Origin of the sequence: Bacillus sp. FSL R5-0397 (assembly GCF_038593395.1) — a bacterium.
GTDB classification, from domain to species: Bacteria; Bacillota; Bacilli; order Bacillales; family Bacillaceae; genus Bacillus; species Bacillus altitudinis.
Genome location: NZ_CP151992.1, coordinates 1,998,825 through 2,023,870 on the forward strand (window position 1 = coordinate 1,998,825; position 25,046 = coordinate 2,023,870).

The following is a 25,046-nucleotide window of genomic DNA, read 5'->3' on the forward strand; positions in this document are numbered from 1 at the left end:
TATCAAGGAAGAAGATGATCAGATTGAAAAACGAATTTAAGCCTTTATTTGAACCTTTTACATTCCCAGGGGGTGCCTCTATTGATGGCCGTTTAGTCGTTGCACCAATGACACACTTCGGTTCTCATGAGGATGGCACGATCTCAAAGGAAGAAATTGATTTTATTACCGCTAGATCAAGCGAAATGGGCATGGTCATCACCGCATGTGCAAACGTGACGCCAGATGGTAAGGCGTTTGAAGGACAGCCTTCTATTGCAAGGGATGAAGATATACCTGGCCTTCAAAAGCTTGCTTCTGCGATTCAAGCGAAAGGAACAAAAGCCATTATGCAAATTCATCATGGTGGCTCTCAGGCTCTCCCTCATTTAGTCCCAAACGGTGATGTCGTTGCGCCAAGTGATGTATTTAAAGATGGAAAACAAATTGCGAGAGCTTTGACAGAAGAAGAAATTCCTCACATCATCGACTCATTTAAAGAAGCAGCAAGGCGCGCAATCCAAGCAGGATTTGATGGGATCGAAATCCATGGAGCGAACGGATATTTATTACAGCAATTCTACTCCCCGCATAGTAATCAGCGTACAGATCAATGGGGCGGAAGCGAAGAAAAACGTCTCGCATTTCCAATTGCAGTTGTAGATGCGGTGAAAGAAGCAATCAAAGAGCATGTAACAAAACCATTTATCTTTGGGTATCGATTATCACCTGAAGAACCAGAAACACCTGGTTTAACCATGACAGAAACATTTACTTTAGTGGACGTACTTAAGACGAAAAACCTTGATTACTTGCATATTTCTTTAATGGAGATTGACGCTAAGGCAAGACGTGGTGCTGATACAAGTAAGACGCGGATGGAGTTATTAAAAGAGCGCTGTGGTGACACGCTTCCACTCATCGGCGTCGGTAGCGTCATTACAGCTGAGGATGCACTGAATGCATACAATCAAGGGATTCCACTCATCGCTGTTGCAAGAGAAGTCATTGTTGATCCCGATTGGGCAGTAAAGATTAAAGAAGGCAGAGAAAACGAGATTGAGACCGTCATTAAACGCAGTCAAAAAGACAAGTACATGATTCCAGAGGGTTTATGGACTGTCATGGAAGCAAGTAAAGGCTGGGTTCCAATGGAGGATTAATCCCCTCAATAAAAAAACTACCCTATCAACTCAGGGTAGTTTTTTTGGATTATTTCATTTTCACTGTAAAAAGCTTGGACGTCTGCTTTTCTACAGAGCCCTTAGGTTCTTTGTCAAGATGTTCTACTAAATCACCATTCATGATGACAATTGGTGTCACTGTGCTTGCCGCTTTTTCTTCAATCAGCGCTAAATCACATGTAATGAGAGGATCACCTGCTTTCACTTTATCCCCTTCTTTTATGTGTGCTTCAAAGCCTTCACCATTTAATCCAACCGTTTCAAGTCCGATATGAATCAGAAGCTCAAGCCCCGAGAGTGTTCGAATCCCAATTGCATGTTTTGTATGGAAGAGTTGAATAACTTCACCATCTACTGGCGACACAATGGTTCCGTTTTTTGGTTTTACAGCTACGCCGTCTCCCATCATCTTTTGAGAAAAAACGGGATCTGGTACATCGGTCATATCCATTAACTCTCCATCAACTGGAGAATAAATGACTTCTTCCTTTACATCATCTTGGTTTTTTCCGAAACCGAATAATTTTTTCAGCAATGTTCATTTGCTCCCTTCAAGCTTTGCTTCTAGATCTATTCAGCGTATAAACTTTCACGCCCATACACCTTGCTTCATTCAACACTATTTAATCATAATTTTTTCCTCTCATCAATTGATAACCGCCTGAGCCCCTTTTGCATAGGCTGTAGATGAGAGGTGATTCAAATGAAACATGAAAGTGAAAAGAAACACGAGTTGTTAGCAAATGAAGACATTCTATATGAAGCAATTGAACAATTTTTTGCATCATCGCCGTTTCACGACATTTTAAATAGTGCAGAGGCGCTGATGACCACGAGCCATTCACTTGCATCCATTACAACTGATGTGACAGAAGATGATCAATATGTATATATTGAGATTCGATTTCCAGACCATTTTGTCGAAGGTGATATCGCACTCGAAGTGAAAGCGCAATATTTACACTTATCGGTACAGGAAAAAATCAAAACAGACACGACTTCCTCCTATTCGAGCTTTACCAAAACCATTTTAATGCCTGCAAAAATAGATGAAACCAATATGAAGAGCGTTTGGAAAGATCAATCACTTCGTGTGACTGCGCCAAAACAAACAACCCAATAGATGTATATCTATTGGGTTTTGCTATGCTTTAAAAATACTAGTAAATCCTTTCGCCAATGAGCCCACTTGATTCATTGTACTCATCATTTGTCCAGCAGTATCAAACATTTTATTAAAATCGTATTGCCCATTCGTTTTTTTAAATTGTGACAGCACACTTTTAAATTGAGATGATTGCTGTTTTTGCGGCCTTGGCAAAGGATAAGGATTCATAGGCTGCTGCATAGGCATCATGCCCGGCGGCTGCATTTGCGGCTGATTCATTGCTTCAGGCTGCGGCTGATAAGGCTGGAAGTTTTCCTGATATCCAAAAGGCGGCTGATAGCCTGCAGACGGCGGCTGGTTCATTTCACCTTGATATGGGGGCATGAAATATTCTGGAGGCTGCGGAGGTTGCTGCATATCTGGATACGGAAAAGGCCGTTGCTGAAATTGATTCATTTCATAAGATGGTTGGTTTGAATAAGGGAACATGCATCTCGCTCCTCTCGCTCTGAAAACATATTGAAGTCAATGATATATTATGTTCAGGAAGCAGAAGATGTGCCTACAGCAGCCATAAGAAAAACGCAGCCTGTTTCATCAGCTGCGTTTGTTGATTTCTTCTATTAAAAGGTTCAGTGTATAAATCACTGACTCAACTAAATTTTTCACACGAGGTGCATGCTGTTTGCCAAAATAAGATTGCAGCACAACCTCTTTTCCATTTTCTTGGACGGCTTCAAGCTGTTCTTGATGTAAGTATCTAGGTTTGGCCTGATGAATAAATGAGGTAGCAGCAGTAAGCCACTCTTCCATTTGCTGATCAAATTTGACAACGGCCGGTTGAATATCGTTGTAAAAATCATAAACTGGGTATTCCTCTTCTGCCTTTCCCTTTAGGTACTGCTCGTATGCTTCTTCTATCCACGTGATCAACTCTTGTGTATGTTTAAGTAATGTTTGATTATCCAAAGTGTTCACCTCTATGAACCATCCTATCAAACGTTTACTTATTGCTCAAATAGAAAAGCTATCCGGCGTGATATGCGGGTCTTGCCTGCAGCTTATACTCTGCTGCATGAATTTTCAATTCACATTCCTTCACTTCAGATTCAAGACGGTCAATGATTTGTTCTTGCTCCTCTACGGCAGCGTTTTTTGTTTTTTTGACAGCTAAAGACAGTTCTTCTTCCACTGCATCAATCTTTCGCTCAATTTCCTCTAACAACTGCATAATGGATTCTTTTGATACAAATTCGCTCATCATCAGATTCCTCCTTTATCATCTCTCGTTACATTCTCTTTTCTTTTGCTCCCTCCTTCATACATGACAAAACTAGAACTAAATCGCCAATCTAAGTGAAGATAAGCGCAATTTCTTCCATTTCGACACGTGCTTGTCCTTCTTTGTATGATCGCGTCCGATTGTGTAAATTCTAAGGACAAAGGAGGTAGATGTCATGAAAAAGCAGCAAGCACCAAAAGAGCAAAAAACAAAAGGGAAAGAAAACAGTACAGATCAGCTTGATAAAAAGCTCGGCGGCCCTAACCGTCCATCCACGTAAAAAAAGCAGGTACCCCCTGCTTTTTATTTATGCAAAAAATAGTGTTCTAATGAGAAAAGAAAACGAAGCTGCCTTTTTTTATGAAAATACCAGTCGGTCAGCTCAATTTGTTTTGGTAAACGCTCTACTTCAAACAAGGATGGACTCAATTTCTTTTGAAACCAATCTTCCCTTTGATCGTCTAATGAATGTGTCATGACTGGATACACCGTTCTGAGGAAAGGGCTTGACCTTCGCGCAATCCCTAAAAACGGTTCAAAATCAAATCGAGATCCCGTATGCGGCACGGTATGCAAAAAGTGATAAAAATCCGAAAACAAATCGGCTCGAAACAATAGTTTTGCTAGCTTTTTCCCTAACGTAATGCGCTCTTTTACTTGGGAAAACTTTCGTATGGTTAACCCATACAAATGCCCGTCTACTGTCGGAAAAACGACGGTTTGAAAATGTGCCCACTCGCTGAAAAGATATTGAATCGAGTGAAAAACATTCTTTTTCAGGAGAGGATTTTGTATAATAGGAGATTGTATAGTATATTGTTCATTTATGATGAGTGCATGCAGCAGTCGCTCTGTGTCACGCGTTTGCCAAAATCGTTCCCACTCAGCGCTCATAAAACGAGACACACCGAAATGGGGCAGCAGATGAAATAAAGGTTTACGGCACCTTTTTGACCATTCATACAAGAGAAGCTGCGGGTAAGCATCTGAAAAGATCAACCAATTCGCTCTTTCATATGCTGTAAAGAACAGATGCCCTTGCTGATCCGTTAAACCCGGATGGAAGAGCTCGCCTTTTAAATCTGTCATCGACCATCCAGCATTTCTGGAGACAAAAGAAGCAAGCAGAGACCATTTCATCTCTGGATGACGGTCATAAAAGCGCTTGTACGCATTTGTCCTTGTCAGGTTATCCTTATTTTTCGCTTTCGTTTCATGTAAAATATGCTGGGTAATCATGTGCTCTTGTTGTGACAACATGGTGATCTCTCCAATACAAAATGCATTAAAAGGAGGCTGAAACTTGATGATTCGGTATCCTAACGGAAAATCGTATCAGCCCATTCAACAAATTGGGACAAAAAAAAGAATCAGCGGCGAATCATCTTATAGTAACCGCGGGATGACGCTTGAAGCTGACTTAAATGAAACGAACCAGTACTATTTGGTCAACGGGATCGCAGTCATTCATAAAAAGCCTACCCCTGTTCAAATTGTCAATGTGGATTATCCAAAAAGAAGCGCTGCTGTCATTAAAGAAGCCTATTTTAAACAATCCTCCACAACAGACTACAACGGGGTATACAAAGGGCGTTATATCGATTTTGAAGCAAAGGAAACCAAAAGCACCACCTCGTTTCCGCTCAAAAATTTCCACGACCATCAAATTGAGCATATGAAACAGGTTGAAAAGCAAGGCGGTATTTGTTTTGTTATTATATCCGCATTTGGTTCCGTTTATTATTTGTCCGCTACTGACCTCTTCTTCTTTTGGGAGCGGCAGCAGCAAAACGGCCGTAAATCCATTAGCAAAGATGAATTAATGGAAGCAGGTCACCTCATGACACTTGGATATTCGCCAAGAATTGATTATATTAAAGTAGTGGAGACACTTCATTTTTCGGATGACAGCAAGCAACATTTACGTTCGAAAAAGGTTTAACACGAAAGGTTGAGATGTGATGTCTGATCAATTTACAAGTCGTGAACAGCGACGTAAAGCAAGTCAAGAAAACAATAAGAAGCAAAAGAACAAAAAAGGCAAAAAGAAAGCAGGTCTATTTAAAAAAATATTTTTATCTTTACTCGTGATCGGTCTTCTTTGTTTAGTAGCCGGAATCACAACTTTTGCCGTTTTTGCATCAAGCGCTCCTTCTATTGATGATAGCAAGCTAAAAACGCCGTATTCTTCAAAACTTTACGATAAAGACAAAAAAGTCTTTGCAGAAGTCGGGGCAGAAAAAAGAACGTATGTCTCGATTAAAGATATACCCGATGTGGTAAAAGACGCGTTTATTGCAACTGAAGATGCACGTTTTTATAAACACCACGGGATTGATCCTATCCGTATTGGCGGTGCTCTTGTCGCAAACGTCGAGGACGGTTTTGGAGCAGAAGGTGGAAGTACGATTACACAGCAGGTTGTGAAGAACTCCCTGCTTAACAATCAAAAGACGTTAAAACGTAAAGTACAGGAAGTGTGGCTCTCGATTCAGCTTGAGCAAAAATACTCTAAAGATGAAATTTTAGAAATGTATTTAAACCGTATTTTCTTCTCTCCTTATGCTTATGGTGTTGGGAAAGCGGCTGAACAATTTTTCGGAGTGACAGATTTAAATAAACTAACTGTTGCACAGGCTGCCACACTTGCAGGTATGCCGCAAAGTCCATCTGCCTATAACCCAGTGAAACATCCAGAGGCAGCGGAAAAACGCCGTAATATCGTTTTAGGCCTAATGAAAAAACAAGGCTATATTTCAGAGAAAGAGTATGAGGAAGCAAAAGCAACACCTGTCAGCAAAACCGTTGTTTCAGCTGATAAATATAAGAGTCAAAACTCAAGTAAGTACTCTGCTTATATTGAAGAAGTCATGGAAGAAGTACAGAAAAAAGCCAAAGTAGATGTTTCAACAGATGGATTAAAAATCTATACTTCTCTTGATCGAAAAGCTCAGGATCATCTGGATGACATCATCAATGGGGATTCAGCCGGATTTACGAAAGGTATGCAAGCTGGAGTCACCCTGCTGGATACAAAAAATGGTGAAATTCGTGCCATTGGTGGTGGTCGTGATGTACCAGCCGGCGGCTTTAACTATGCCACTGATGCAAAACGCCAGCCGGGATCTACAATTAAACCAATTTTAGATTACGGTCCTGTAATTGAAAACAAAAAATGGTCAACATATCAGCAAATTGATGATGCGCCTTATACGTACTCTAACGGTACACCTATTAACAACTTTGACAGAAGACACTTAGGGAAAATGTCGATGAGAAGTGCTTTGGCACAATCACGAAACATCCCTGCTTTAAAAGCTTTCCAAGAAGCTGGTACAGATAATGCTGTTCAATTCGCCAATAACTTAGGTTTGGACTTACCTTCTGACATTCCTGAGTCTTACTCAATCGGCGGATTTGACGAAGGTGTCTCATCTCTTAAAATGGCTGGTGCATTTAGTGCATTCGGTAACAACGGATACTATAATGAACCGCATGCCGTAACGTCTGTTGAATTTAATGACGGGACGAAGCTTGACTTAACGCCAGACTCTAAAGCAGCCATGAGTGATTACACTGCATTTATGATCACAGATATGCTGAAAACTGCTGTACAATCTGGAACAGGTACACTCGCACAAGTACCGAATGTTCAAGTAGCTGGTAAAACAGGTACAACAAACTTTACACAAGATGATATTAATAAATACAACATCCCTTCTGGCGGGGCGAAAGATTCATGGTTTGTCGGTTACACGCCGCAATACACAGCAGCTGTGTGGACCGGAATCGGTAACTCAAAAGATGCAGACGGCAAAATGTGGCTCACGGATTATGAACAACGTGTTGCCAAAGTTGTCTTCCAGAAATTAATTTCTCAAATTGATGATGGAAGCGGCTCATTTGAAAAGCCAGACAGTGTCGTTGAAGCAACGGTTGAAAAAGGATCAGATCCAGCGAAGTTAGCTGGACCAAACACACCAAGTGATAAGAAGACAACGGAATACTTCGTCAAAGGAACTGTCCCAACAAAAGTTTCTGACACATATGAAAAGAAAGAAGCTGACAAACCATCTGACTTAAAAGCGGTGTATGATGAAGAGAAAAAGTCGATTACACTCACTTGGGGTTATGATGACGATGCAGATGCAACATTTAATGTGAAGCAAGCGGTCGATGATGGCGGCTATAAAGACATTCAAAACAGCTCTTCTAAAGAAGCCGTCATCTCTGATGTGAAGCCAGGATCCACCTATAAATTCCAAGTGACAGCGACTGTAGACGATGTCACAAGTAAAGCTGCTTCTACCTTCCTCACCATTAAAGATGACGAAGAAGAGGAAGAAAAAGCAGATGATGAGAACAAAGAAGAAGAAGAGCCACAGCAACCTGATGATGAGCAAACAGATCAAACAGATGATAATCAAAACCAAGGTGGCACTGATGAGCAGAAGCCTGATGATAAAAAAGATCAAGATCAAGGCGGAAATACCGAAAACGGCAATGGCGATTCAAGTGATGGCTCAGACAGTACAAATGGAAACAGCAACTCACAGAGCGATGCCAATAAAGATAAAAAGAAAGACGACGAGAAAGCCAATTCTCAAAGCTCAAATACTCAGTCAAATTCTACTTCTCGCAAAGAAGACGAATAACAAAAAAGCACTTGCCCTATGTGGCAAGTGCTTTTTTAACGATTTTGTTTTAACTTTCTGAGTGCTTCATATTTTCCATACTGCTTTTTGAGCTCTGTGTATAACTCGTCCAATTGAATAAAGCAATGATATTGAGTAGGTTTAAGCAAAATAAACTCTAATCGTTCTGTCCAGTTAATGGGGGCTACTGGAAACGTCTGTTGTTTAATTTCCTCCCAATCAATGGTTTGAAGCTTCTTTCCTTTGATCCAGTAAAACATTGCAATCATACTGACAATGCCTTGCAGCATATCATCCTCTTCACACCGAGATTTTCTCGTTTGAAAGCGAGGAAGCATGTTGTCTTTTAATTCATTCCACAGATCAAACATCAAAGGAACAAATTCTTCCGTTTTCTGCCACGGTTGCTCATCTAGTAAAGGTTCTGAAGATAGATCAAATGCGAGTGGATTGATTCTTAATATATCCTTTTTTTCGCCGCTTATCTCTACCTTTTTCTCTTTTAGCTTTTCGACATATGAGGTGAAAACAGCTGCTCCGCTCATGCCAGCTTCACCAGCCCTTTTTTCAGCCTCTTCTGCCCTTCTCTGCACATATCAAGAAGTGGACAAGATTCACACTGTGGCCGCTGCGCCTTACAGTGATATCTGCCGAAAAAGATGAGACGATGATGGGTCACGGACCAATCCTCTTTTGGCACCTTCTTCATTAAGGTTTGCTCTACCTCAAGAACAGAATCCTTCCAGCGGCAAATCCCAAGTCGTTTGCTGACGCGCTCGACATGTGTATCTACTGCAATGGCGGGAATTCCAAAAGCGACAGATACAACGACATTTGCTGTTTTCCGTCCAACCCCTGGGAGCTTGATTAGCTCATCTCGATCTCTTGGCACTTCACCGCCATAATCTTCAATCAGCATTTGGCTTAATTTTTGAATGTTTTTTGCCTTATTACGATAAAGACCGATCGAACGAATATCCTGCTGCAACTCTTCAAGCGGCACACTTAAATAGTCTTCTGGTGTTTTATATTTTTGAAATAGATGTTTGGTCACTTTGTTCACTAAAACATCTGTACATTGCGCTGAGAGTGCGACAGCAATCACTAGTTCAAAGGGATTGGAATGAACAAGCTCACACTCAGCCTCTGGAAACATATCCCCTATAATATCTAAACATTCATTGATTTGTTTTTTTGATAACATGCCTTCTCCTTTATTGGTTATTGTTCCAGCCAATTATAAAAAGGAACTTGTCTTTTATATGAAGATGTTTCTTCTTTTGAAGGTGGGGCTTTTTGCTGCGAACGGAAATGCTGGCTATGCTCTTTTGCTTCTTCTGCTGTTTTCAGCCCTTTCTTTTTCCACTCAAACAATATTCGATCGATATAGCGAAAATTTAATTTCCCTGATAAAACGGCTTCTCTTAGAGCAAGACGAATCATTTCAGCATCATGATGGTCTTGGTCCATCCAGATCGAGAGTGTTTCCCCTTCAAGAGGAGAAAGTGGTCTGCCAAACTCATCTTCAAATAGCGCATATAAAGATTTTTCAGCCTGCACATGATTCTTTTGCAGGTCTTTCGCCTGTTTTGCTTCTAAAAAGTCATACAGCACACCCCATAAGGGTTCTACCGAGTACCGGTCATGCTGAATACCAGACCTGTCTTCAAACGGCTGGATCGAAATAAACCCTTTTTGAATCAAATACTGCACCATATAAGCACATTCTTCGGCTGAAATGGTCATACCATGTGAAAGCTCTTCAAATGTCTGAAAAAAGACGCCTTGTTCTTCATTCATTTTAATCTTTAACATGACCATCATTTGTGATTCATTCAGTCCTAACTGCTCATAATGGGCAATCAGCAAATTAGGCAAACTGGTCGAACCCATTTTCTGCATATCTATAAATTGCTGCCTTTTCATCGGATACACCTCTTCACTTTCAGTATATCACGTTTTCTCATACGTGCTGCCCTTAAGACGTTTGAAAAAGCCTCCATATGTTGGAGGCTTTCACGTCTTAAGGATATAAACGGTTTAATAATCTTGGGAATGGAATGGTTTCACGCACATGCGGCGCTCCGCTAATCCAAGCAACTGTTCGTTCAAGTCCAAGACCAAAACCTGAATGTGGTACAGAACCATACTGTCTTAATTCTGTGTACCATTTGTACGTTTCTTGATCTAACCCATGTTCTTTTAGTCTTGCTTCAAGCAGATCTAAATCATGAACACGTTCAGAACCGCCGATAATCTCTCCATAGCCTTCTGGCGCAATTAAATCTGCACAAAGGACGACATCATCACGGTCTGGTGCAGGCTGCATATAAAATGGTTTTAATGAGGTTGGGTAATGAGTGATAAAGACTGGTTTATCATAGCTTTCGGCGATCGCTGTTTCATGCGGCGCACCGAAATCATCTCCCCATTCGATGTCATCAAATCCTTTATCCTGCAAGAATTTAATCGCTTCATCATATGTGATGCGCGGGAATGGTGCTTTGATGTTTTCTAATTTTGCTGTATCACGGCCAAGTGTGTGCAGTTCTACTTTACAATTTTCAAGTACACTTTGAACAACGTGAGACACATAATTTTCTTGGTACTCAAGGTTTTCATTAAATTCAACAAATGCCATCTCAGGCTCGATCATCCAGAACTCGATTAAATGACGTTTTGTTTTCGATTTTTCTGCTCTAAATGTTGGACCGAATGAGAATACTTTTCCGAGTGCCATCGCAGCAGCTTCCATGTAAAGCTGTCCACTTTGAGAAAGGTATGCATCTTCATCAAAATATTTAGTAGCAAACAGCTCTGTTGTTCCTTCAGGAGCACTTCCTGTTAAGATTGGCGGATCCACTTTCACGAAGCCTTCTTGATGGAAAAACTCATATGTAGCACGAATAATTTCATTACGGATTTTCATAATGGCATGCTGTTTTTTAGAACGCAGCCATAAATGACGGTGATCCATTAAGAATTCTGTTCCATGTTCTTTTGGTGTAATTGGGTAATCTGTTGCTTCGTGAATCACTTCAATGGATTTCACTTGTAATTCAAAACCAAGTGGTGAACGTTCGTCTTTTGTTACTTGTCCTGTGACATAGACCGATGTCTCTTGTGTCACTGATTTCGCAAGCTTAAAGACTTCCTCTTCCACCTCTGCTTTTACAACGACTCCTTGAATAAAGCCTGTCCCGTCGCGAAGCTGCAAGAATGCAATTTTTCCGCTTGAACGTTTATTGGCAATCCATGCGCCGATTGTTACTTCTTCATCGACGTGTTTGAACACTTGATTAATAGTTGTTTTCAACATATTTCCCTCCAAAGCCAGAAAGAAACTCACCTTGTTAAATAGGTGTGATTCTTTTTCATACATTTTATTATAACCGTTCTAAATCAGCATGGTCAACGCAAGACAGAAGAAACTACGGTGTTAAATTTTTTTCCACTCGTCCTGTCGTAAAATCAACATAGCTGAAACTATATTGGTTGTTCTCATTTAAGTACGTTACTTCCCAAAGGAGGACATCACCTTCTCGTGCTAATTGAACATTTTTTAGCTTAGAAATGGTGTTCTCCTTTTGAACGGCTTGTACTGCTTGGGTTGAAGTAATGCCTTCTTTTGCTTTTTTAGCAATGACTTTTTCTTTTTTGCTGGCAGGTACCCACACATAGACCGCTTCGTTTTGTTTGTTTTTACCTTCCACAATAAATTGCTTTTCTTTCCCAACAAAGGTATCCACTTGCTCTACTTGTGCTAATGATGCTTGCTTTTTTGCTCGTTCAATCGCTGCCTCATGACCTTCTTCTTTTTGACCCATGGCAATTTGATAAATCCACGAAAAGCTAATGATGCCAATGAGTAAAACGAGCGCAGCAATGGATGAAATAATCCAAACTATTTTTTTCATGTCAAGCTTCCCCTATGTGCGATATATGGTAAATATCGCTTGATTTTGATCTTCTTGATCTAATGCTAATCCAAACATAAGATCTTCCCTTTTAAGCGTTCTGTTCAGCAAATCGACGATTTTGTATAGGTCTTCTGAATGCTTAATTTGAACAGTTGAAAGTACCTCTATTTTACTTTCCACTTCTAATTCCTCCTCGGTACGTAAATATTGTTAGTCATACTTTTCAATGTGAGAACCGATACTATTTTTACAACGGAACATAAAAAGCCGTTACGATAAATTAACTCCAAACCCACACCAGTGAAAGGCCGCTTATGACAGCGGCTTTTCGTTGTTAAGCTTTTCTATATACGCCTCAAGCGACTCTTTGGACATCTCGTGAACTGGCGCATGATGAAGTGATTCTAAAAATAGTTTTCCATACGAAGCGGTTTTCACTCGGCGGTCTAAAATCAGCAATGTTCCGATGTCTTTTTCCGAGCGCAGCAAGCGGCCGGCTCCTTGCTTAAAAGTTAACACAGCTTCCGGGAGAGCGACGGCTTTAAACGGATTCTTCCCCTGTTTTTTTGCCGCTTCGCATTTTGCTTCAATGAGCGGTGAATCGGGCGGGCGGAAAGGAAGCCTTGCCATAATGACAGTCGTTAGCTCTGAGCCAGGAAAATCCACACCTTCCCAGAAACTCCCTGTTCCTAGCAAGATGGCCTGCTTCGCCAACTTGAACATTTTTGTCAATTTTACAGGGCTCCCGCCTGTCAAACCTTGAGCAAACAAGGCCGATTGCATACCTTCTGATTTCAGCTCTTCATACACTGCTTTTAACATCTCATGTGAATTAAATAACACCAATATTTTCGCTTGATCCTGCTTTTCCATGATCTTAATATATGTTGCAGCTTGCTTCACATATTCGCGTTCATCACGGTTTGTGATCGGCGGCATGTCAGCCGGTAGAACGACCTTAAGCTGTTTTTCAAGTTCAAAAGGTGAATCAATTTGGACAAGGTGTGGGTAAAAATCTTGCAGACCAAATCGTTCCAAGCAATAATCAAAGCGTTGATTGATGGTAAGCGTCCCTGATGTGAGGACAACGCTTTTTTTGTTCATGAAGAACCGATCAGCTAGCAGCTCCCCTGTATCCAGCGGCTGCGCGTGCATAAAGACAGCATTCTTGGCACCCTTTGCATCAATCTCAATCCAAACTGTTTCATCATTGTTTGGTTCAAAGATAAACCGGTACAGCGTACTGCAGAATGTCTGCATAAATGACATCACTTGATCGTATTCTTCTGCTTCAAATGCAAAGTGTTCTATGAACTGATCACTTTTGTGAAGTAACTCATTTTTTTGCTGCTCATACAGTTTCTCACAAGCAATCAATAATGAACAAAGCTTACTCGCTGATTCTTTAATTCGGACCCACTGAGCATGTTTTGAATGATGACGGACTCTATGAATGAGACGATTGATGTCCGCTTTTGGTTTTGTCCTTTTGACAAAAGAATGTACGGTACTAAAAAATGCGTCACTTTCCATCTGAAGCTGCTGAAGATACTCGTCCATTTCAATAAAGGTGTCAGTTGATAAACCTGCCCCATGAAATCTCTTTTTCAATTTCTTAAGCAGCCCGCCTTGCAAAGAGCCAAGCTGCGTTAATTTCGCATGAAGCTGGATATAAGACGCACTGTCACCTAGCGTTTCATTGGCTGTTTTTTCAAATTGGTGGGCCTCATCAATCACATAGACATCTGCATGTTGAAAGATAGAAGCTCCTTCCGTTTGAGATAAAAGCAGACGATGATTCGTCAAAATTAAATCAGCGGTTTGAGCCTTTCGTTTAGCCCGTTCATAAAAACAATGTTCTTTAAAACGGCGTTTTTTCGATGTAAATGGCATGTGCACACAAGAGATACGGTCTTTTATATTTGCAGCTCCTGACGGTAAATTCAGTTCAGACAAATCACCTGTTTCAGTGACAAGAAGCCACATTAAAATTTGCGCTTTTGTTAAGACAACATCATAGTTATCATCTTCCTCATGCAGGACATGCTCAAACTTATCTAAACAAATATAATGTGCCCGCCCTTTAAACACACAGGCGGCTGGCTCAAATGGGAGCAATTGCTTGAGTAGCGGAACATCACGCTGAAGCATTTGCTGCTGCAGTAAAATTGAATATGTACTGATAATGACAGGTTTTCCTGATTTCTTTGCTTCTAAAGCAGCTGGTATAAGATAAGCGAGTGTTTTCCCGATTCCTGGCGCCGCTTCAATTAACGCATAAGCTCTTTCATGGAACGCATCTCTTACTTTGTTCATCATCGTGAGCTGGCCTTCTCTTACTTCATAGCCTTCTAATGTTTGAGGAAGCTTCTCTTTTATCTCCTCAAACAGTTGCTCGTCGTCAGCGCCTACTGCATATGTCGATTCAGTGATAGGATTGGTCACATCTTTCACAGCAAAAGATCCTACTTCTACAAGCGAATCATCCTGACTAGAGTGATTGGTTTCAAGCTGCTTAATTAAAAGTCCTATATCACTTAGAAGATAAGAGGATAATCTGCGCAGCTGTTTTAACACATTTGGCGGTGTATTCCTTAATTGATGTAATAAGGTTAAAAATAACATGGCAGTAACTTCCGCATCACTATCCGCCCTGTGCGGGTGGTCATGTGGAAGCATGAGCTCTTCGCTTAATTCAGTTAGCTTATAACCTTCAAGCTCAGGATAAAGAATTCTAGAAATTTCAACCGTATCAATCGCTAGCACATCCAGCTCATTTTTCCCGCATGCTTTTAGTTCATCGTTTAAAAAGTTCAAATCAAAATGAACATTGTGCGCAACAAAATAAGCGCCCTGTATGAGATCATACACCTCTTGGGCAATGTCCTCAAAAAACACCGCGTCATCAACCATGTGCTGCTTAATACCTGTCAGCTGTTCAATAAATCCAGGAATCGTTTTCCCTGGGTTCACATATTTTGAATACCGTTCGACAATTTGTCCATTTTCAATGACCACCGCAGCAATTTGAATGATTTTATCACCTTTTTTTGGTGAATTCCCGGTGGTTTCAATATCAACGACAACAAACCTTTGATCGGTCATAAAATGGACACCTCAATTCCTCGTTCCACTCATAGTGAAACACACTCTGGGCAATATAGCTGAAACAGAACAGCTTCCTTATGATGAAACTGTTCTGTTTCCATGTGAGCGTGCGTTATAAAATCGTTCTCGCAGGCTCTTGCCCAATCATTTGTTCAATTTGATTTTGTTTATTTAACACGACCACTTTAGGTGTGTGCGATTTCGCTTCTTCCTCTGACAACATCCCATAAGCGATAATAATGACTTCATCTCCTGGCTGAACCAATCTTGCTGCCGCACCATTTAAACAAATGACACCGCTCTTTCTTTCTCCAGGGATGATATATGTTTCAAGTCTAGCACCATTGTGATTATTAACAATTTGCACTTTCTCATTTGCCATCATGCCTGCCGCATCAAGCAAATCTTCGTCGATGGTAATACTACCTACATAGTGTAAGTTTGCTTCAGTCACTGTCGCTTTATGAAGTTTCGAGGTCATAAAAGTTCTATACATGCTTTTCACCGCTTTCAGGAACCTGGAAAATCACATTATCAATCAGTCTTGCCCGGGAGAACTTCACAGCAGTGGCAATGATCACTTGGCCCGTTAAGTGCTGAAGAGGTTCAAGCTCTGGGTAGGAGTAAATGTCAATATAATCGATTTCTCCACTCGTTTGAAGAATCTCCTCTTCCACTAATTGATAAATACGATTTACATCATGTTCACCATTTTCTACAGCTGTCTGTCCTTTTTTTAATGCCCGGTATAAAGCAGGTGCTTCTTGCCTTTCTGTTTCAGACAGATACACGTTCCTTGAACTTTTCGCTAAACCGTCTTCTTCTCGAACAGTAGGAACAGACACAAGGTGAAGATCAAAAAAGAAATCCTTGATCATCGCATCGATAACAGCGACTTGCTGTGCATCCTTTAGCCCAAAGTATACATTGGTTGGTGCGACAAGGTGAAACAGCTTTGTCAGCACCGTGACAACGCCGTCAAAGTGTCCTGGGCGTTTCTTCCCGCATAAGACGTCTGTACGCTTTTGGACAGTCATCGTAATCGATGGCTCATCTTTGTACATTTCCTTCACATCAGGTGTAAATAATATATCTACTCCAGTTTCTTCGGCAAGACGCTGGTCTCTTTTCATATCTCTTGGATAGGATTCAAAGTCTTCATTCGGTCCAAATTGCAATGGATTAACAAAGATGCTCATCACCACAATGTCATTTTGATCTCTTGCTTCTTTTGCAAGCGTAAGATGTCCTTCATGAAGGAAACCCATTGTAGGGACAAATCCAATGGAATGCTGCTTCTTTTGATGCTGCTTGATCATTTCTTTTAATTCATGAATATGGGAGACAACCTTCATTCCTTGATCCCCCCATATAAACCATCAAGGACTTCTTCTTTCATATGAAAGGTATGAGCATCCTCTGGGAATGTGCGTGCTTTTACTTCTTTTGTATATTGTATGAGCGCTTCTTCTAATACAGCATCGATTTGCGCGTATTGTTTCACAAATTTAGGTGTTCTAGACACGCCGTACCCTACCACATCATGGTAAACAAGAACTTGTCCATCTGCTTCAGCCCCTGCCCCAATTCCGATCACAGGAATCTTTAGCATGTCAGTAATCCGTTTTGTCAGTTCACCAGGTACACACTCTAACACAAGAGCGATGGCGCCTGCTTCCTCACATTTCAGACTATCTTCAATCAATTTCTGTGCACTCTCTTTGTCTTTTCCTTGCACTTTATAGCCGCCAAGGACACCGACTGATTGGGGGGTGAGCCCTAAATGGCTTACAACAGGAATACCGCCTCTTGTAAGTGCTTGGATGGATTCAAATACTCCGTCTCCACCTTCAAGCTTTAAGGCATCAGCACCGCTTTCTTGCATAATGCGTGCTGCATTTTTCATCGTTTCTTCTAATGAATAATGATAAGACATAAATGGCATATCCGTCACAACAAATGTGTCTTTTGCGCCTCTTTTGACTGCTTTTGTGTGATGAATCATATCATCCATCGTCACTTGCACTGTGGAATCAAGTCCAAGGACAACCATCCCAAGTGAGTCACCAACTAAGATCATGTCGACTTCCGCTTTTTCCGCTTGCTTTGCAGCTGGATAGTCGTATGCTGTCAGCATCACAATAGGTTCGTTTTGTTCTTTCATTTTGAAAAAATCTAACTTTGTCTTCATTTGTTCCTCCTCATTCTGGAGAGGAGATGGCTTGTCTGATCTCACACGCTTTTATCTCTCATGTGCAGACGAATCATCCCTCTGTCCAAGTCCCTTAGGATCAAGGCAGAAATTTATCGAATTTTTCTTCCTAACAGGTACAGTTCTTTTTCAGATACTGCCCACACGAAGTATATCAAAAATGTGCCGGGTGTTCCACTTAAGTTGACTTGATCTCGATGTCAGCGGAGTAGATGTTTTGGATTCCGCCCTCCGTTTCGAGTAAGAGGACCCCTTCATCATTAATCCCAAGCGCCGTTCCAGCATATTGTCCATTGACGGTGCGTGCGATGATACGCTTTCCAATGGTCATCGCATACGATTCCCATAATTGTTTGATCGGAGCAAAACCATAAGTCATATATTCATCATACCTTTTTTCAAAGGTGGACATGATGGTTTGAATCAATGCCGCTCTGTCTACCTTTTCACCCAGCTCCATTTGCAAACTCGTCGCAACATCCTTTAATTCTTCAGGAAAATCATTTGCCGTCTGATTCACGTTAATGCCTGGACCAATAATGACTGCGTGAACTTGGTCAGCTTCTGCTTTTAATTCAGTCAAAATACCAACGACCTTTTTTCCGTTTAGCAAAATATCGTTTGGCCATTTGATTGATGGACTGAGACCCGTTTGCTGCGCTATGGCTTCAGCGATGGCGACAGATGCTAAAAGCGTCATTTGCGGCGCTTTGTGCAGCGGTATTTCCGGCCGGAGAATCAAACTCATCCAAATGCCTGTCCCATTTGGTGAATGCCACGTTCTTTGAAGGCGGCCTTTTCCGTTTGTCTGATGATCACTGACAACAAGCGAGCCGTGCGGGGCTCCTTTATTGACGAGGTCATGGGCAATGAGCTGAGTTGAGGTGACTTCTTCTTGAAAATAAATATGCCTGCCAAACAGCTCTGTTTCCAAACCAAACAGAATTTCGTCTTCACTAATTTTGTCCGGTTTACGAAGCAGCCGGTATCCTTTTCTTCTGACCGCTTCGACCTCATATCCCTCTTTTCGCAAATCCTCTATATGCTTCCATACTGCCGTTCGGGAGCAGCCAAGCTCATCACATATTTGCTGGCTTGAGACAAAATCTTGCTCAGATGCTGTAAATAGTTCAATTAATCGTTTTCTAATCGCTGATCGCACGCTATGAGCCACTCCTCTATGGCTTCTTTTCGGTTTTCAAGCTGGTTTTGCAAAACGGCTTTTTTTACAGAAGAAAGCTCTTCTGCAATCCATTTACCAGCTGGCTTTTGCCGAAAGGCCATTAAATCTTTTCCTGACACTGCAAGGTCTTGAAGCTGTTTAATCGGCAACGCATCATATGAACGTTTCGCCGCCTCCAGCTCATCAAAGAAAATGCGGCGCTCATGTTTGAGCTGCGTGATTTTCATACTAGAAAGCAGGACATGTTCACCAGCTTCAAACATTTTTTCCGCATCCCAGTCACAATCAACATATTTGCTAATGGCAACGGCTTCTTTTAAAAGTTTCGTTGATAACTTCCATTCTTTTAAAAAGGACACCGCCTCCGCCTCATCTAGACCAAGTAAATGGATAAAGGCTCCCCACACCTCATCTAACCCATCCAATAAATAATACGGGAAAGCTTGGAACGTTTCATTCAGCTGATCCTTTTTGAGGCCGGGCAATTCTTCATACAATTTGGTGGAGATGAGCACCTTGATGGCTTGCTCACAGTAGCGTCCTTTTAAAAGTTTTTCCATTTCGATTTTTTTGCGTTCAACAGATATATTAGCAAGCAGATGTTTATCTTTTTTCATTGCTTCTTCCGTCTCTTTAGAAAGCTCAAACCCGAGCTGGCTTAAAAACCGCACCGCTCTCATCATCCGAAGCGCATCTTCTTGAAAGCGGCATGCAGGATCTCCAACCGTTTGAATTCGTCTCCGCTTCATATCCCGCTTGCCGCCCACATGGTCAATGATGTCACCATGAATATCCATGGCCACTGCATTGATCGTTAAATCTCTTCTTAAAAGATCTTCTTTTAGTGATGAAATAAACGCCACTTCTTTAGGCCGGCGAAAGTCTTCATATTCTGATTCAGTCCGAAACGTAGTGACCTCATAGCTGACCCCGTCAAGTAACACAATAACAGTGCCATGCTCTTTGCCGACATCTACTGTTTTATCAAATAAAGACTCCACCACATCAGGTGTGGCATCTGTCGCAATATCGATATCCCCAATTTCCCTGCCTAAAAGGACATCTCTCACCGCACCGCCGACAAAATAAGCTTGATACCCATGTTCATGCAGTGTATGTAAAATAGGGATCGCATGTGTGAATGGTTCATTCATCTTCAACATCACCTTCGATCAATTCTAAGTAAAGCTCTTCATACTCTCTCACAATTTTGTCAGAAGAGAAATTGGCTTCAACACTAGACTTGGCTGCCATCGATATTTGCTTATGGAGCGCATTGTCTTTCAGAATAGAGATGGCATGTTTTGCTGCTCCATCTACATCACCAAGCGGAACAAGGAATCCTGTCTCTCCATGTGCAATCACCTCTGGAATTCCTCCAACGTCTGTTCCTATACAAGGTACTCCGCATGCCATTGCTTCAAGTAGTACAAGACCAAAACTCTCTTTCTCAGAAAGCAGCAGCTTCAAATCACTAATCGAATAGAGCTCCTCCACCTTCTCTTGCTTTCCTAAAAATAACACGCGGTCCGTTAATCCAAGCTTTTTCACAAGCTCGCAAACAACCGATTTTTCAGGTCCGTCCCCAATCAGTAGCAGTTTTGCATTCACCTGTTCAGAAATCTGTTTAAACACATGGATTACGTCATGCACCCGCTTCACTTTACGGAAATTTGATACATGGATGACGACCTTCTCATCCTGCAGAAGACCATAATGCGTCTTCAGCACTTCGTGATCTTCACGCAAATATACACGCTCATCGACGAAATTATGGATCGTATCAATTTTTTTATTCGGTTTAATCAGATCGTATGTCTGCGCAGCTAATGAATGTGATACAGCCGTTACGCGGTCAGATGATTCGATCGCAAACCGGATAACTTCCTTTAAAGATGGATCATAGCCTAAAACCGTAATATCCGTCCCGTGAAGGGTGGTGACGACTTTGACAGACTGTCCAGTCATTTGTTTGGCTAAGAACGCACAGACAGCGTGAGGGACCGCATAATGCGCATGAATAATATCAAGCTTCTCTCGTTTTGCGACTTCTGCGAGTTTACTTGCCAGTGCAAGGTCATAAGGCGGATATTGAAACACAGCATATTGAGTGACATCCACCTCATGAAAATAGATATTCGGATACACTTTATTGAGTCTAAACGGAATACTTGAGGTAATGAAATGAACATCGTGCCCTTTTTCAGCTAAACGTTTTCCAAGCTCTGTGGCAATAATGCCCGAACCGCCAACACTCGGATAACAAGTGATTCCGATCTTCAATTTTTTCATAATTACCCCCCAAGTAAGTCATCGTCCATCAAAAGTGGCTTCTTTGTCAAAAACCCTTCTGCAAAAGGTTTATTGACTTCCCTTCCATACATCGACTCTCTCATTTTGACAAAATCGATATAACCATTTACAAGCGGTGTCTCCACTGAACTCTCTGTTTTGACAAATTGGCTTTTATACGCATGTAAGCTATCAATTTTTTGCTTCATCTCGTCTGAAATATCGATCACAAAATCTGGACGATGGTGGCCATTAATCATGTAATAATACATCTGGCTTATTTTATGCGCTGGCTGCTTGTATGAATCTTCAAATTTATGTATACCTGCAGAAAAAGCGGCCTCTTCTACAAGTGAACCCGCATGACCATGATCAGGATGCCGATCTTGGTGGTGCGGGGCAAAAATAAGTCTCGGTTTGTATGTTCGGATGACACCTGCAATTTCTTTCATCGCTTCGTCATTCAGATAAAGTCCTCTATCTGGCAGCGTGAGCTGGATTCGAGTCGTGACGCCTAAAATGGCAGCGGCTGCTCTGGCCTCTTCTTTTCGGCTTTCAACCGTTCCATTTGAAGATAATTCAGCCTGAGTCAAGTCACAAATCCCAACACGTGCCCCTTTTTTTACGTATTTTGCAATCGTTCCACCCATACCGATCTCTACATCATCGCTATGGGCACCGAATGCAAGGATATCAAGTGGTTTCATGCGTTCCTCCGTTTTTTGCTACATCTCGAAAATCAAACGTACCTTTATTTAAATTCCTGACTAAAATTTCGGCGGTCCCCATATTGGTTGCTAATGGGATGGCATACACATCGCAAAGCCGGATGAGTGCAGATACATCCGGTTCATGCGGCTGTGCAGTGAGAGGGTCTCTAAAAAAGAGCACAAGATCCATTGCATTATCAGCAATCATAGCACCGATCTGCTGATCTCCTCCAAGTGGTCCTGATTGGAAACGATGAATGGGCAGCCCAGTCGCTTCTTTCACTCTTAAACCTGTGGTTCCTGTTGCATAAAGTGTATGATCTGCCAAAAGATCTCGATACGCAATGGCGAATTGAATCATGTCACTTTTTTTCTTATCGTGAGCGATTAAAGCAATGTTCATCAGGGATCCACTCCTTATTAGTCGATAATATTTTCTAAGCCATAGACGAGTTGATCAATATGCATCACCTGTTCAACAGAAAGCTTCACACCTGACATAAAGGATGCACGGTTATAAGAATCATGACGAATCGTGAGCGTCTGCCCGTCCATTCCAAACAGCACTTCTTGATGAGCAATCATGCCTGGAAGCCTTACGCTGTGAAGACGGATGCCATCATAATCTGCTCCTCGAGCACCTTCGATTAGTTCTTTTTCTTCAGGGTGCCCCTGCTTTTTGCTTTCTCTTACTTCAGCAATCATTTCAGCCGTTTTTAGTCCTGTACCGCTCGGAGCGTCCAATTTTTTATCATGATGAAGCTCAATGATTTCAACATCAGGAAAATAATTTGCTGCCATTTTGGCAAACTTCATCATTAAAACAGCACCAACAGCAAAGTTAGGCGCAATAATACAGCCTATCCCTTTTTCTTCTGTTAATTGCTGAAGTTCTTTTAGGTCGTCTTCTGAAAAACCTGTTGTGCCTACGACTGGACGCACGCCATGTTCAAGGGCTTTTTTTGTATGTACTTTCCCGATTTCTGGGGTCGTCAAATCAATTAATACATCCGGTGCTGTTTCTGAAAGACACACGTCAATATCCGTATAAATGGGCGCATCAGATGTTGTATGAAGCACATCTGATAGCTTCTTCCCCTCATGTGTGTGATCAAGTGCTGCTACTAGTTCAAAATGGCTTGTTTCTTCTGCCAGCTTGACAGCCTCTATCCCCATTCTTCCTCTTGCTCCAGCGATTACAACTTTGATGGTTTGATTCGTCATCTTCTCTACTTCCCTTCTTTTTTTGTCCAGCGGTCTTTGTCTCTTGTATTGAATTTATGCATCACACGATCATGGGCTTCTTCAAGTGATATATTGAGTGAATTGGCAAGGCATGTTAACACAAACAGCACATCGCCAATTTCTTCTTCCATGCTTTTTTCTGTTTCTGTTGTTTTTTTCGGCTTTTCTCCATAGTAATGGTTGACCTCTCTTGCCAGCTCACCTAATTCTTCTGTCAGACGGGCCATCATGGCAAGCGGGCTGAAATAGCCTTCTTTAAATTGTCCTATGTAATCATCGACTTCTTGCTGCACGTGACGCAGCGTTTTTTCATTCGTCATGAAGCTCATCCTCCTATCCATCTCTTACATGTTAGCGAAATCATAAATATTTGACAAATGTTTAAAACTCAGTTTGCTTGTTTCTCTTCCATACCATATAATATTATCGCTGTCTAAGCAAAAAAAGGAGTGATCTTTTGCTAAAAGAAATTCGTCTTAAAAATATCGTATTTATTTTAATAGGATCTGCGATTTTTTCTTTCGGCCTTGTTCATTTTAATATGCAGAACAACTTGGCGGAAGGCGGATTTACAGGTATCACACTGCTTTTATATTTTCTATTTCACATTGACCCATCTATTTCAAACCTTGTTTTAAACATTCCGATCTTTTTTATCGGCTGGAAAATGCTTGGCAGAACCATGTTTACATATACAATTGTCGGAACCGTCAGTCTTTCTGTCTTTCTAGCCATCTTCCAGCGCTTTCAAATACATATGCCTCTTCAGCACGATTTAGCCTTAGCCGCACTCTTTGCAGGTGTATTTATCGGAACAGGCCTCGGAATCATCTTTAAATTCGGCGGGACAACAGGCGGCGTGGACATTATTGCAAGACTGATCAACAAACATTATCAAGTCGCAATGGGAAGAACGATGTTTATCTTCGACGCATGCGTCATTACCATCTCTCTCACCTATTTAAATTACAAAGAAGCCATGTATACACTTGTTGCCGTATTTGTTGCTGCAAAAGTCATCGACTTCATGCAAGAAGGCGCTTACGCTGCCAAAGGAGCGATGATTATTTCTGAAAAGGATGACATCATTCAAAAGAAAATCACAGAGGAAATGGAGCGCGGAGTGACCATTTTAAAGGGTGTCGGCTCCTATACGAAACAGGAACGCAACGTCCTTTACTGCGTCGTTCCAAAAAATGAGCTTGTCCACCTCAAGAGCGTCGTAACTTCCGTCGATCCTCATGCCTTTGTATCAGTGAGTGACGTGCATGACGTACTTGGTGAAGGCTTCACATTAGATGAACATAAAAAGCCGCTCAATCCCCACTAAAAAAAGAAGCCCGATAACGGTGCTTCTTTTTTTATGATTTTGGATAATCGGCTTGTCGCTTTTGCTTTTTTTCTTTTTCAGCACGGTATTTCCTAAACCCAACATACGTTAGAGTGAGTAAAATCATACTTCCTGTTGTTAAGATGACCCATAAAAGCGATGGATCCGCTTCATCTTGATCAACGTTCGCAAACACACTTGATAAATCTTCTTCAAGTTTCGTGAGACGCTCAAGCTTTGTCCCACTCGATGCTTTTAAAAATTCACCTTGTTCAATTACTTCCATGTGCTGCTTAATTGTCTGCAGCTTTTCAGGCGAGATATCAATGGTTAAACTCGGATAAATCATATCATACAATGAAACCAGCTCATTCCAAGTTTCATAGAACGTCGTCGATTCTGGATCTTTTACTTCTTTCTTTAATGTCGGAAAAGACCCCATAATCGGCTTCTCGAGCGAACCCCAAAGAGGTTCCGAATTTGATTGTATCGCATCAAGAAGCATTCTAAACTGAGAGGCATACCGAAGTTTTTCGCGCTCATTTAAGTCTTCCTGCGGGAGTCCTTTAATGATATCTTGATAGCCAAGTGTAATTTGCCGAACCTGCGTATTCGTCAGAGTTCCACGCCAATTCTCAGCTTTAAATGTCTTTTCAGCATATAATGCGACTTGTAATGCCTCATCATATTTAGCTTGTCTCGTTAATTGAAAGATTGAATCTGATAGTTCCGTTAATTCTTGCAGCGCTTTAGCAGCTGTTGTTTCCTCACCTTTTGCAGCAGCTGGATGCAAGACGAGAAATAATAATAGAATCATCGCGATTGACTTTCGTTTCAT

General features: G+C 41.4%; 29 protein-coding genes. 6 read left to right on the forward strand and 23 right to left on the reverse strand.

The features are described 5' to 3' along the window. Positions 1–23 precede the first annotated feature (23 nt). A complete protein-coding gene (locus NSQ70_RS10060) occupies positions 24–1,142 on the forward strand; it encodes an NADH-dependent flavin oxidoreductase (protein ID WP_024718533.1) in 1,119 nt (372 codons plus the stop codon). 49 nt (positions 1,143–1,191) lie between these two features. Here NSQ70_RS10060 and NSQ70_RS10065 read toward each other — a convergent pair whose 3' ends face one another. Then, the gene (locus NSQ70_RS10065; RefSeq protein WP_058336717.1) at positions 1,192–1,698 is read right to left on the reverse strand and encodes a PTS glucose transporter subunit IIA; all 507 of its coding nucleotides are present in this window, start codon (positions 1,696–1,698) and stop codon (positions 1,192–1,194) included. A 168-nt stretch (positions 1,699–1,866) separates the two neighbouring features. On the opposite strand from NSQ70_RS10065, the gene NSQ70_RS10070 reads away from it, so the two are divergent. Continuing rightward, positions 1,867–2,286, forward strand: a complete 420-nt coding sequence (locus tag NSQ70_RS10070; RefSeq protein ID WP_007500867.1) for an Hsp20/alpha crystallin family protein — start codon at positions 1,867–1,869, stop codon at positions 2,284–2,286. A 21-nt stretch (positions 2,287–2,307) separates the two neighbouring features. Here the strand turns inward: NSQ70_RS10070 and NSQ70_RS10075 are convergent, their stop codons facing one another. From NSQ70_RS10075 to NSQ70_RS10085, 3 genes are all read right to left on the reverse strand, one after another. Continuing rightward, positions 2,308–2,760, reverse strand: a complete 453-nt coding sequence (locus tag NSQ70_RS10075) for a YppG family protein (RefSeq protein ID WP_017359729.1) — start codon at positions 2,758–2,760, stop codon at positions 2,308–2,310. Between the two features lie 108 nt (positions 2,761–2,868). Then, on the reverse strand, positions 2,869–3,240 hold the full coding sequence (locus NSQ70_RS10080; protein WP_017359730.1) for a YppE family protein: 372 nt from the start codon (positions 3,238–3,240) through the stop codon (positions 2,869–2,871). Between the two features lie 58 nt (positions 3,241–3,298). Beyond that, entirely contained in the window at positions 3,299–3,532 is a 234-nt protein-coding gene (locus NSQ70_RS10085) for a DUF5446 family protein (RefSeq protein ID WP_224558417.1), read from the reverse strand. 196 nt (positions 3,533–3,728) lie between these two features. Here NSQ70_RS10085 and sspM point away from each other — a divergent pair, with 196 nt between their 5' ends. After that, entirely contained in the window at positions 3,729–3,833 is a 105-nt protein-coding gene (gene sspM / locus NSQ70_RS10090; protein ID WP_017359731.1) for an acid-soluble spore protein SspM, read from the forward strand. Positions 3,834–3,856: 23 nt separating this feature from the next. On the opposite strand, the gene NSQ70_RS10095 is transcribed toward sspM, so the two are convergent. Further along, complete coding sequence (locus NSQ70_RS10095) at positions 3,857–4,813, reverse strand: DUF2515 domain-containing protein (RefSeq protein WP_041507037.1); 957 nt, start codon at positions 4,811–4,813, stop codon at positions 3,857–3,859. Between the two features lie 46 nt (positions 4,814–4,859). Between NSQ70_RS10095 and recU the strand changes: the two genes are divergently transcribed. Further along, positions 4,860–5,495: a Holliday junction resolvase RecU gene (gene recU / locus NSQ70_RS10100; RefSeq protein WP_017359733.1), complete on the forward strand. Its 636-nt coding sequence runs from the start codon at positions 4,860–4,862 to the stop codon at positions 5,493–5,495. 19 nt (positions 5,496–5,514) lie between these two features. Further along, positions 5,515–8,208 (forward strand): PBP1A family penicillin-binding protein, encoded by a 2,694-nt coding sequence (locus tag NSQ70_RS10105; RefSeq protein WP_217967038.1) that lies wholly within the window; start codon positions 5,515–5,517, stop codon positions 8,206–8,208. A 35-nt stretch (positions 8,209–8,243) separates the two neighbouring features. Here the strand turns inward: NSQ70_RS10105 and NSQ70_RS10110 are convergent, their stop codons facing one another. From NSQ70_RS10110 to NSQ70_RS10190, 17 genes are all read right to left on the reverse strand, one after another. Then, positions 8,244–8,753 (reverse strand): YpoC family protein, encoded by a 510-nt coding sequence (locus tag NSQ70_RS10110; RefSeq protein WP_342502139.1) that lies wholly within the window; start codon positions 8,751–8,753, stop codon positions 8,244–8,246. Further along, the gene (nth, locus tag NSQ70_RS10115) at positions 8,750–9,412 is read right to left on the reverse strand and encodes an endonuclease III (protein ID WP_008344602.1); all 663 of its coding nucleotides are present in this window, start codon (positions 9,410–9,412) and stop codon (positions 8,750–8,752) included. The genes NSQ70_RS10110 and nth overlap by 4 nt, the downstream gene beginning before the upstream one ends. 17 nt (positions 9,413–9,429) lie before the next feature. Beyond that, a complete protein-coding gene (locus NSQ70_RS10120) occupies positions 9,430–10,134 on the reverse strand; it encodes a DnaD domain-containing protein (RefSeq protein ID WP_007500879.1) in 705 nt (234 codons plus the stop codon). 97 nt (positions 10,135–10,231) lie between these two features. Next, a complete protein-coding gene (gene asnS / locus NSQ70_RS10125) occupies positions 10,232–11,524 on the reverse strand; it encodes an asparagine--tRNA ligase (RefSeq protein WP_024718525.1) in 1,293 nt (430 codons plus the stop codon). A gap of 115 nt (positions 11,525–11,639) precedes the next feature. Then, positions 11,640–12,125 carry a cell wall elongation/penicillin-binding protein regulator TseB gene (gene tseB / locus NSQ70_RS10130; RefSeq protein WP_024718524.1) on the reverse strand — a complete coding sequence of 162 codons (486 nt, stop codon included), beginning with the start codon at positions 12,123–12,125 and terminating at the stop codon, positions 11,640–11,642. A gap of 12 nt (positions 12,126–12,137) precedes the next feature. Next, the gene (locus NSQ70_RS10135; protein WP_008344594.1) at positions 12,138–12,308 is read right to left on the reverse strand and encodes a YpmA family protein; all 171 of its coding nucleotides are present in this window, start codon (positions 12,306–12,308) and stop codon (positions 12,138–12,140) included. 132 nt (positions 12,309–12,440) lie between these two features. Beyond that, entirely contained in the window at positions 12,441–15,233 is a 2,793-nt protein-coding gene (gene dinG / locus NSQ70_RS10140; RefSeq protein WP_285527046.1) for an ATP-dependent DNA helicase DinG, read from the reverse strand. A 115-nt stretch (positions 15,234–15,348) separates the two neighbouring features. Further along, positions 15,349–15,732, reverse strand: coding sequence for an aspartate 1-decarboxylase (gene panD, locus NSQ70_RS10145; protein WP_017359738.1), 384 nt, complete (start codon positions 15,730–15,732; stop codon positions 15,349–15,351). Further along, positions 15,725–16,591, reverse strand: a complete 867-nt coding sequence (gene panC, locus NSQ70_RS10150; protein ID WP_251211229.1) for a pantoate--beta-alanine ligase — start codon at positions 16,589–16,591, stop codon at positions 15,725–15,727. Before panC ends, panD begins: the two co-directional genes overlap by 8 nt. Then, positions 16,588–17,427 (reverse strand): 3-methyl-2-oxobutanoate hydroxymethyltransferase, encoded by an 840-nt coding sequence (gene panB / locus NSQ70_RS10155; RefSeq protein ID WP_008344587.1) that lies wholly within the window; start codon positions 17,425–17,427, stop codon positions 16,588–16,590. The genes panC and panB overlap by 4 nt, the downstream gene beginning before the upstream one ends. 199 nt (positions 17,428–17,626) lie before the next feature. After that, positions 17,627–18,610, reverse strand: a complete 984-nt coding sequence (locus NSQ70_RS10160; RefSeq protein WP_203143392.1) for a biotin--[acetyl-CoA-carboxylase] ligase — start codon at positions 18,608–18,610, stop codon at positions 17,627–17,629. Then, entirely contained in the window at positions 18,583–19,785 is a 1,203-nt protein-coding gene (locus tag NSQ70_RS10165) for a CCA tRNA nucleotidyltransferase (RefSeq protein ID WP_047945931.1), read from the reverse strand. The genes NSQ70_RS10160 and NSQ70_RS10165 overlap by 28 nt, the downstream gene beginning before the upstream one ends. Next, positions 19,778–20,923 carry an N-acetyl-alpha-D-glucosaminyl L-malate synthase BshA gene (gene bshA, locus NSQ70_RS10170; protein ID WP_024718520.1) on the reverse strand — a complete coding sequence of 382 codons (1,146 nt, stop codon included), beginning with the start codon at positions 20,921–20,923 and terminating at the stop codon, positions 19,778–19,780. The genes NSQ70_RS10165 and bshA overlap by 8 nt, the downstream gene beginning before the upstream one ends. Before the next feature lie 2 nt (positions 20,924–20,925). After that, positions 20,926–21,630: a bacillithiol biosynthesis deacetylase BshB1 gene (gene bshB1, locus NSQ70_RS10175; RefSeq protein WP_024718519.1), complete on the reverse strand. Its 705-nt coding sequence runs from the start codon at positions 21,628–21,630 to the stop codon at positions 20,926–20,928. Further along, the gene (gene mgsA / locus NSQ70_RS10180; RefSeq protein ID WP_035702930.1) at positions 21,617–22,036 is read right to left on the reverse strand and encodes a methylglyoxal synthase; all 420 of its coding nucleotides are present in this window, start codon (positions 22,034–22,036) and stop codon (positions 21,617–21,619) included. Before mgsA ends, bshB1 begins: the two co-directional genes overlap by 14 nt. A gap of 17 nt (positions 22,037–22,053) precedes the next feature. Beyond that, complete coding sequence (dapB, locus tag NSQ70_RS10185) at positions 22,054–22,857, reverse strand: 4-hydroxy-tetrahydrodipicolinate reductase (protein WP_017359745.1); 804 nt, start codon at positions 22,855–22,857, stop codon at positions 22,054–22,056. A 5-nt stretch (positions 22,858–22,862) separates the two neighbouring features. Beyond that, the gene (locus NSQ70_RS10190) at positions 22,863–23,198 is read right to left on the reverse strand and encodes a nucleotide pyrophosphohydrolase (RefSeq protein ID WP_008344575.1); all 336 of its coding nucleotides are present in this window, start codon (positions 23,196–23,198) and stop codon (positions 22,863–22,865) included. A 137-nt stretch (positions 23,199–23,335) separates the two neighbouring features. Between NSQ70_RS10190 and NSQ70_RS10195 the strand changes: the two genes are divergently transcribed. Further along, entirely contained in the window at positions 23,336–24,208 is an 873-nt protein-coding gene (locus tag NSQ70_RS10195) for a YitT family protein (protein WP_003215598.1), read from the forward strand. Between the two features lie 31 nt (positions 24,209–24,239). Here NSQ70_RS10195 and ypjB read toward each other — a convergent pair whose 3' ends face one another. Beyond that, positions 24,240–25,046, reverse strand: coding sequence for a sporulation protein YpjB (gene ypjB / locus NSQ70_RS10200; protein ID WP_008344572.1), 807 nt, complete (start codon positions 25,044–25,046; stop codon positions 24,240–24,242).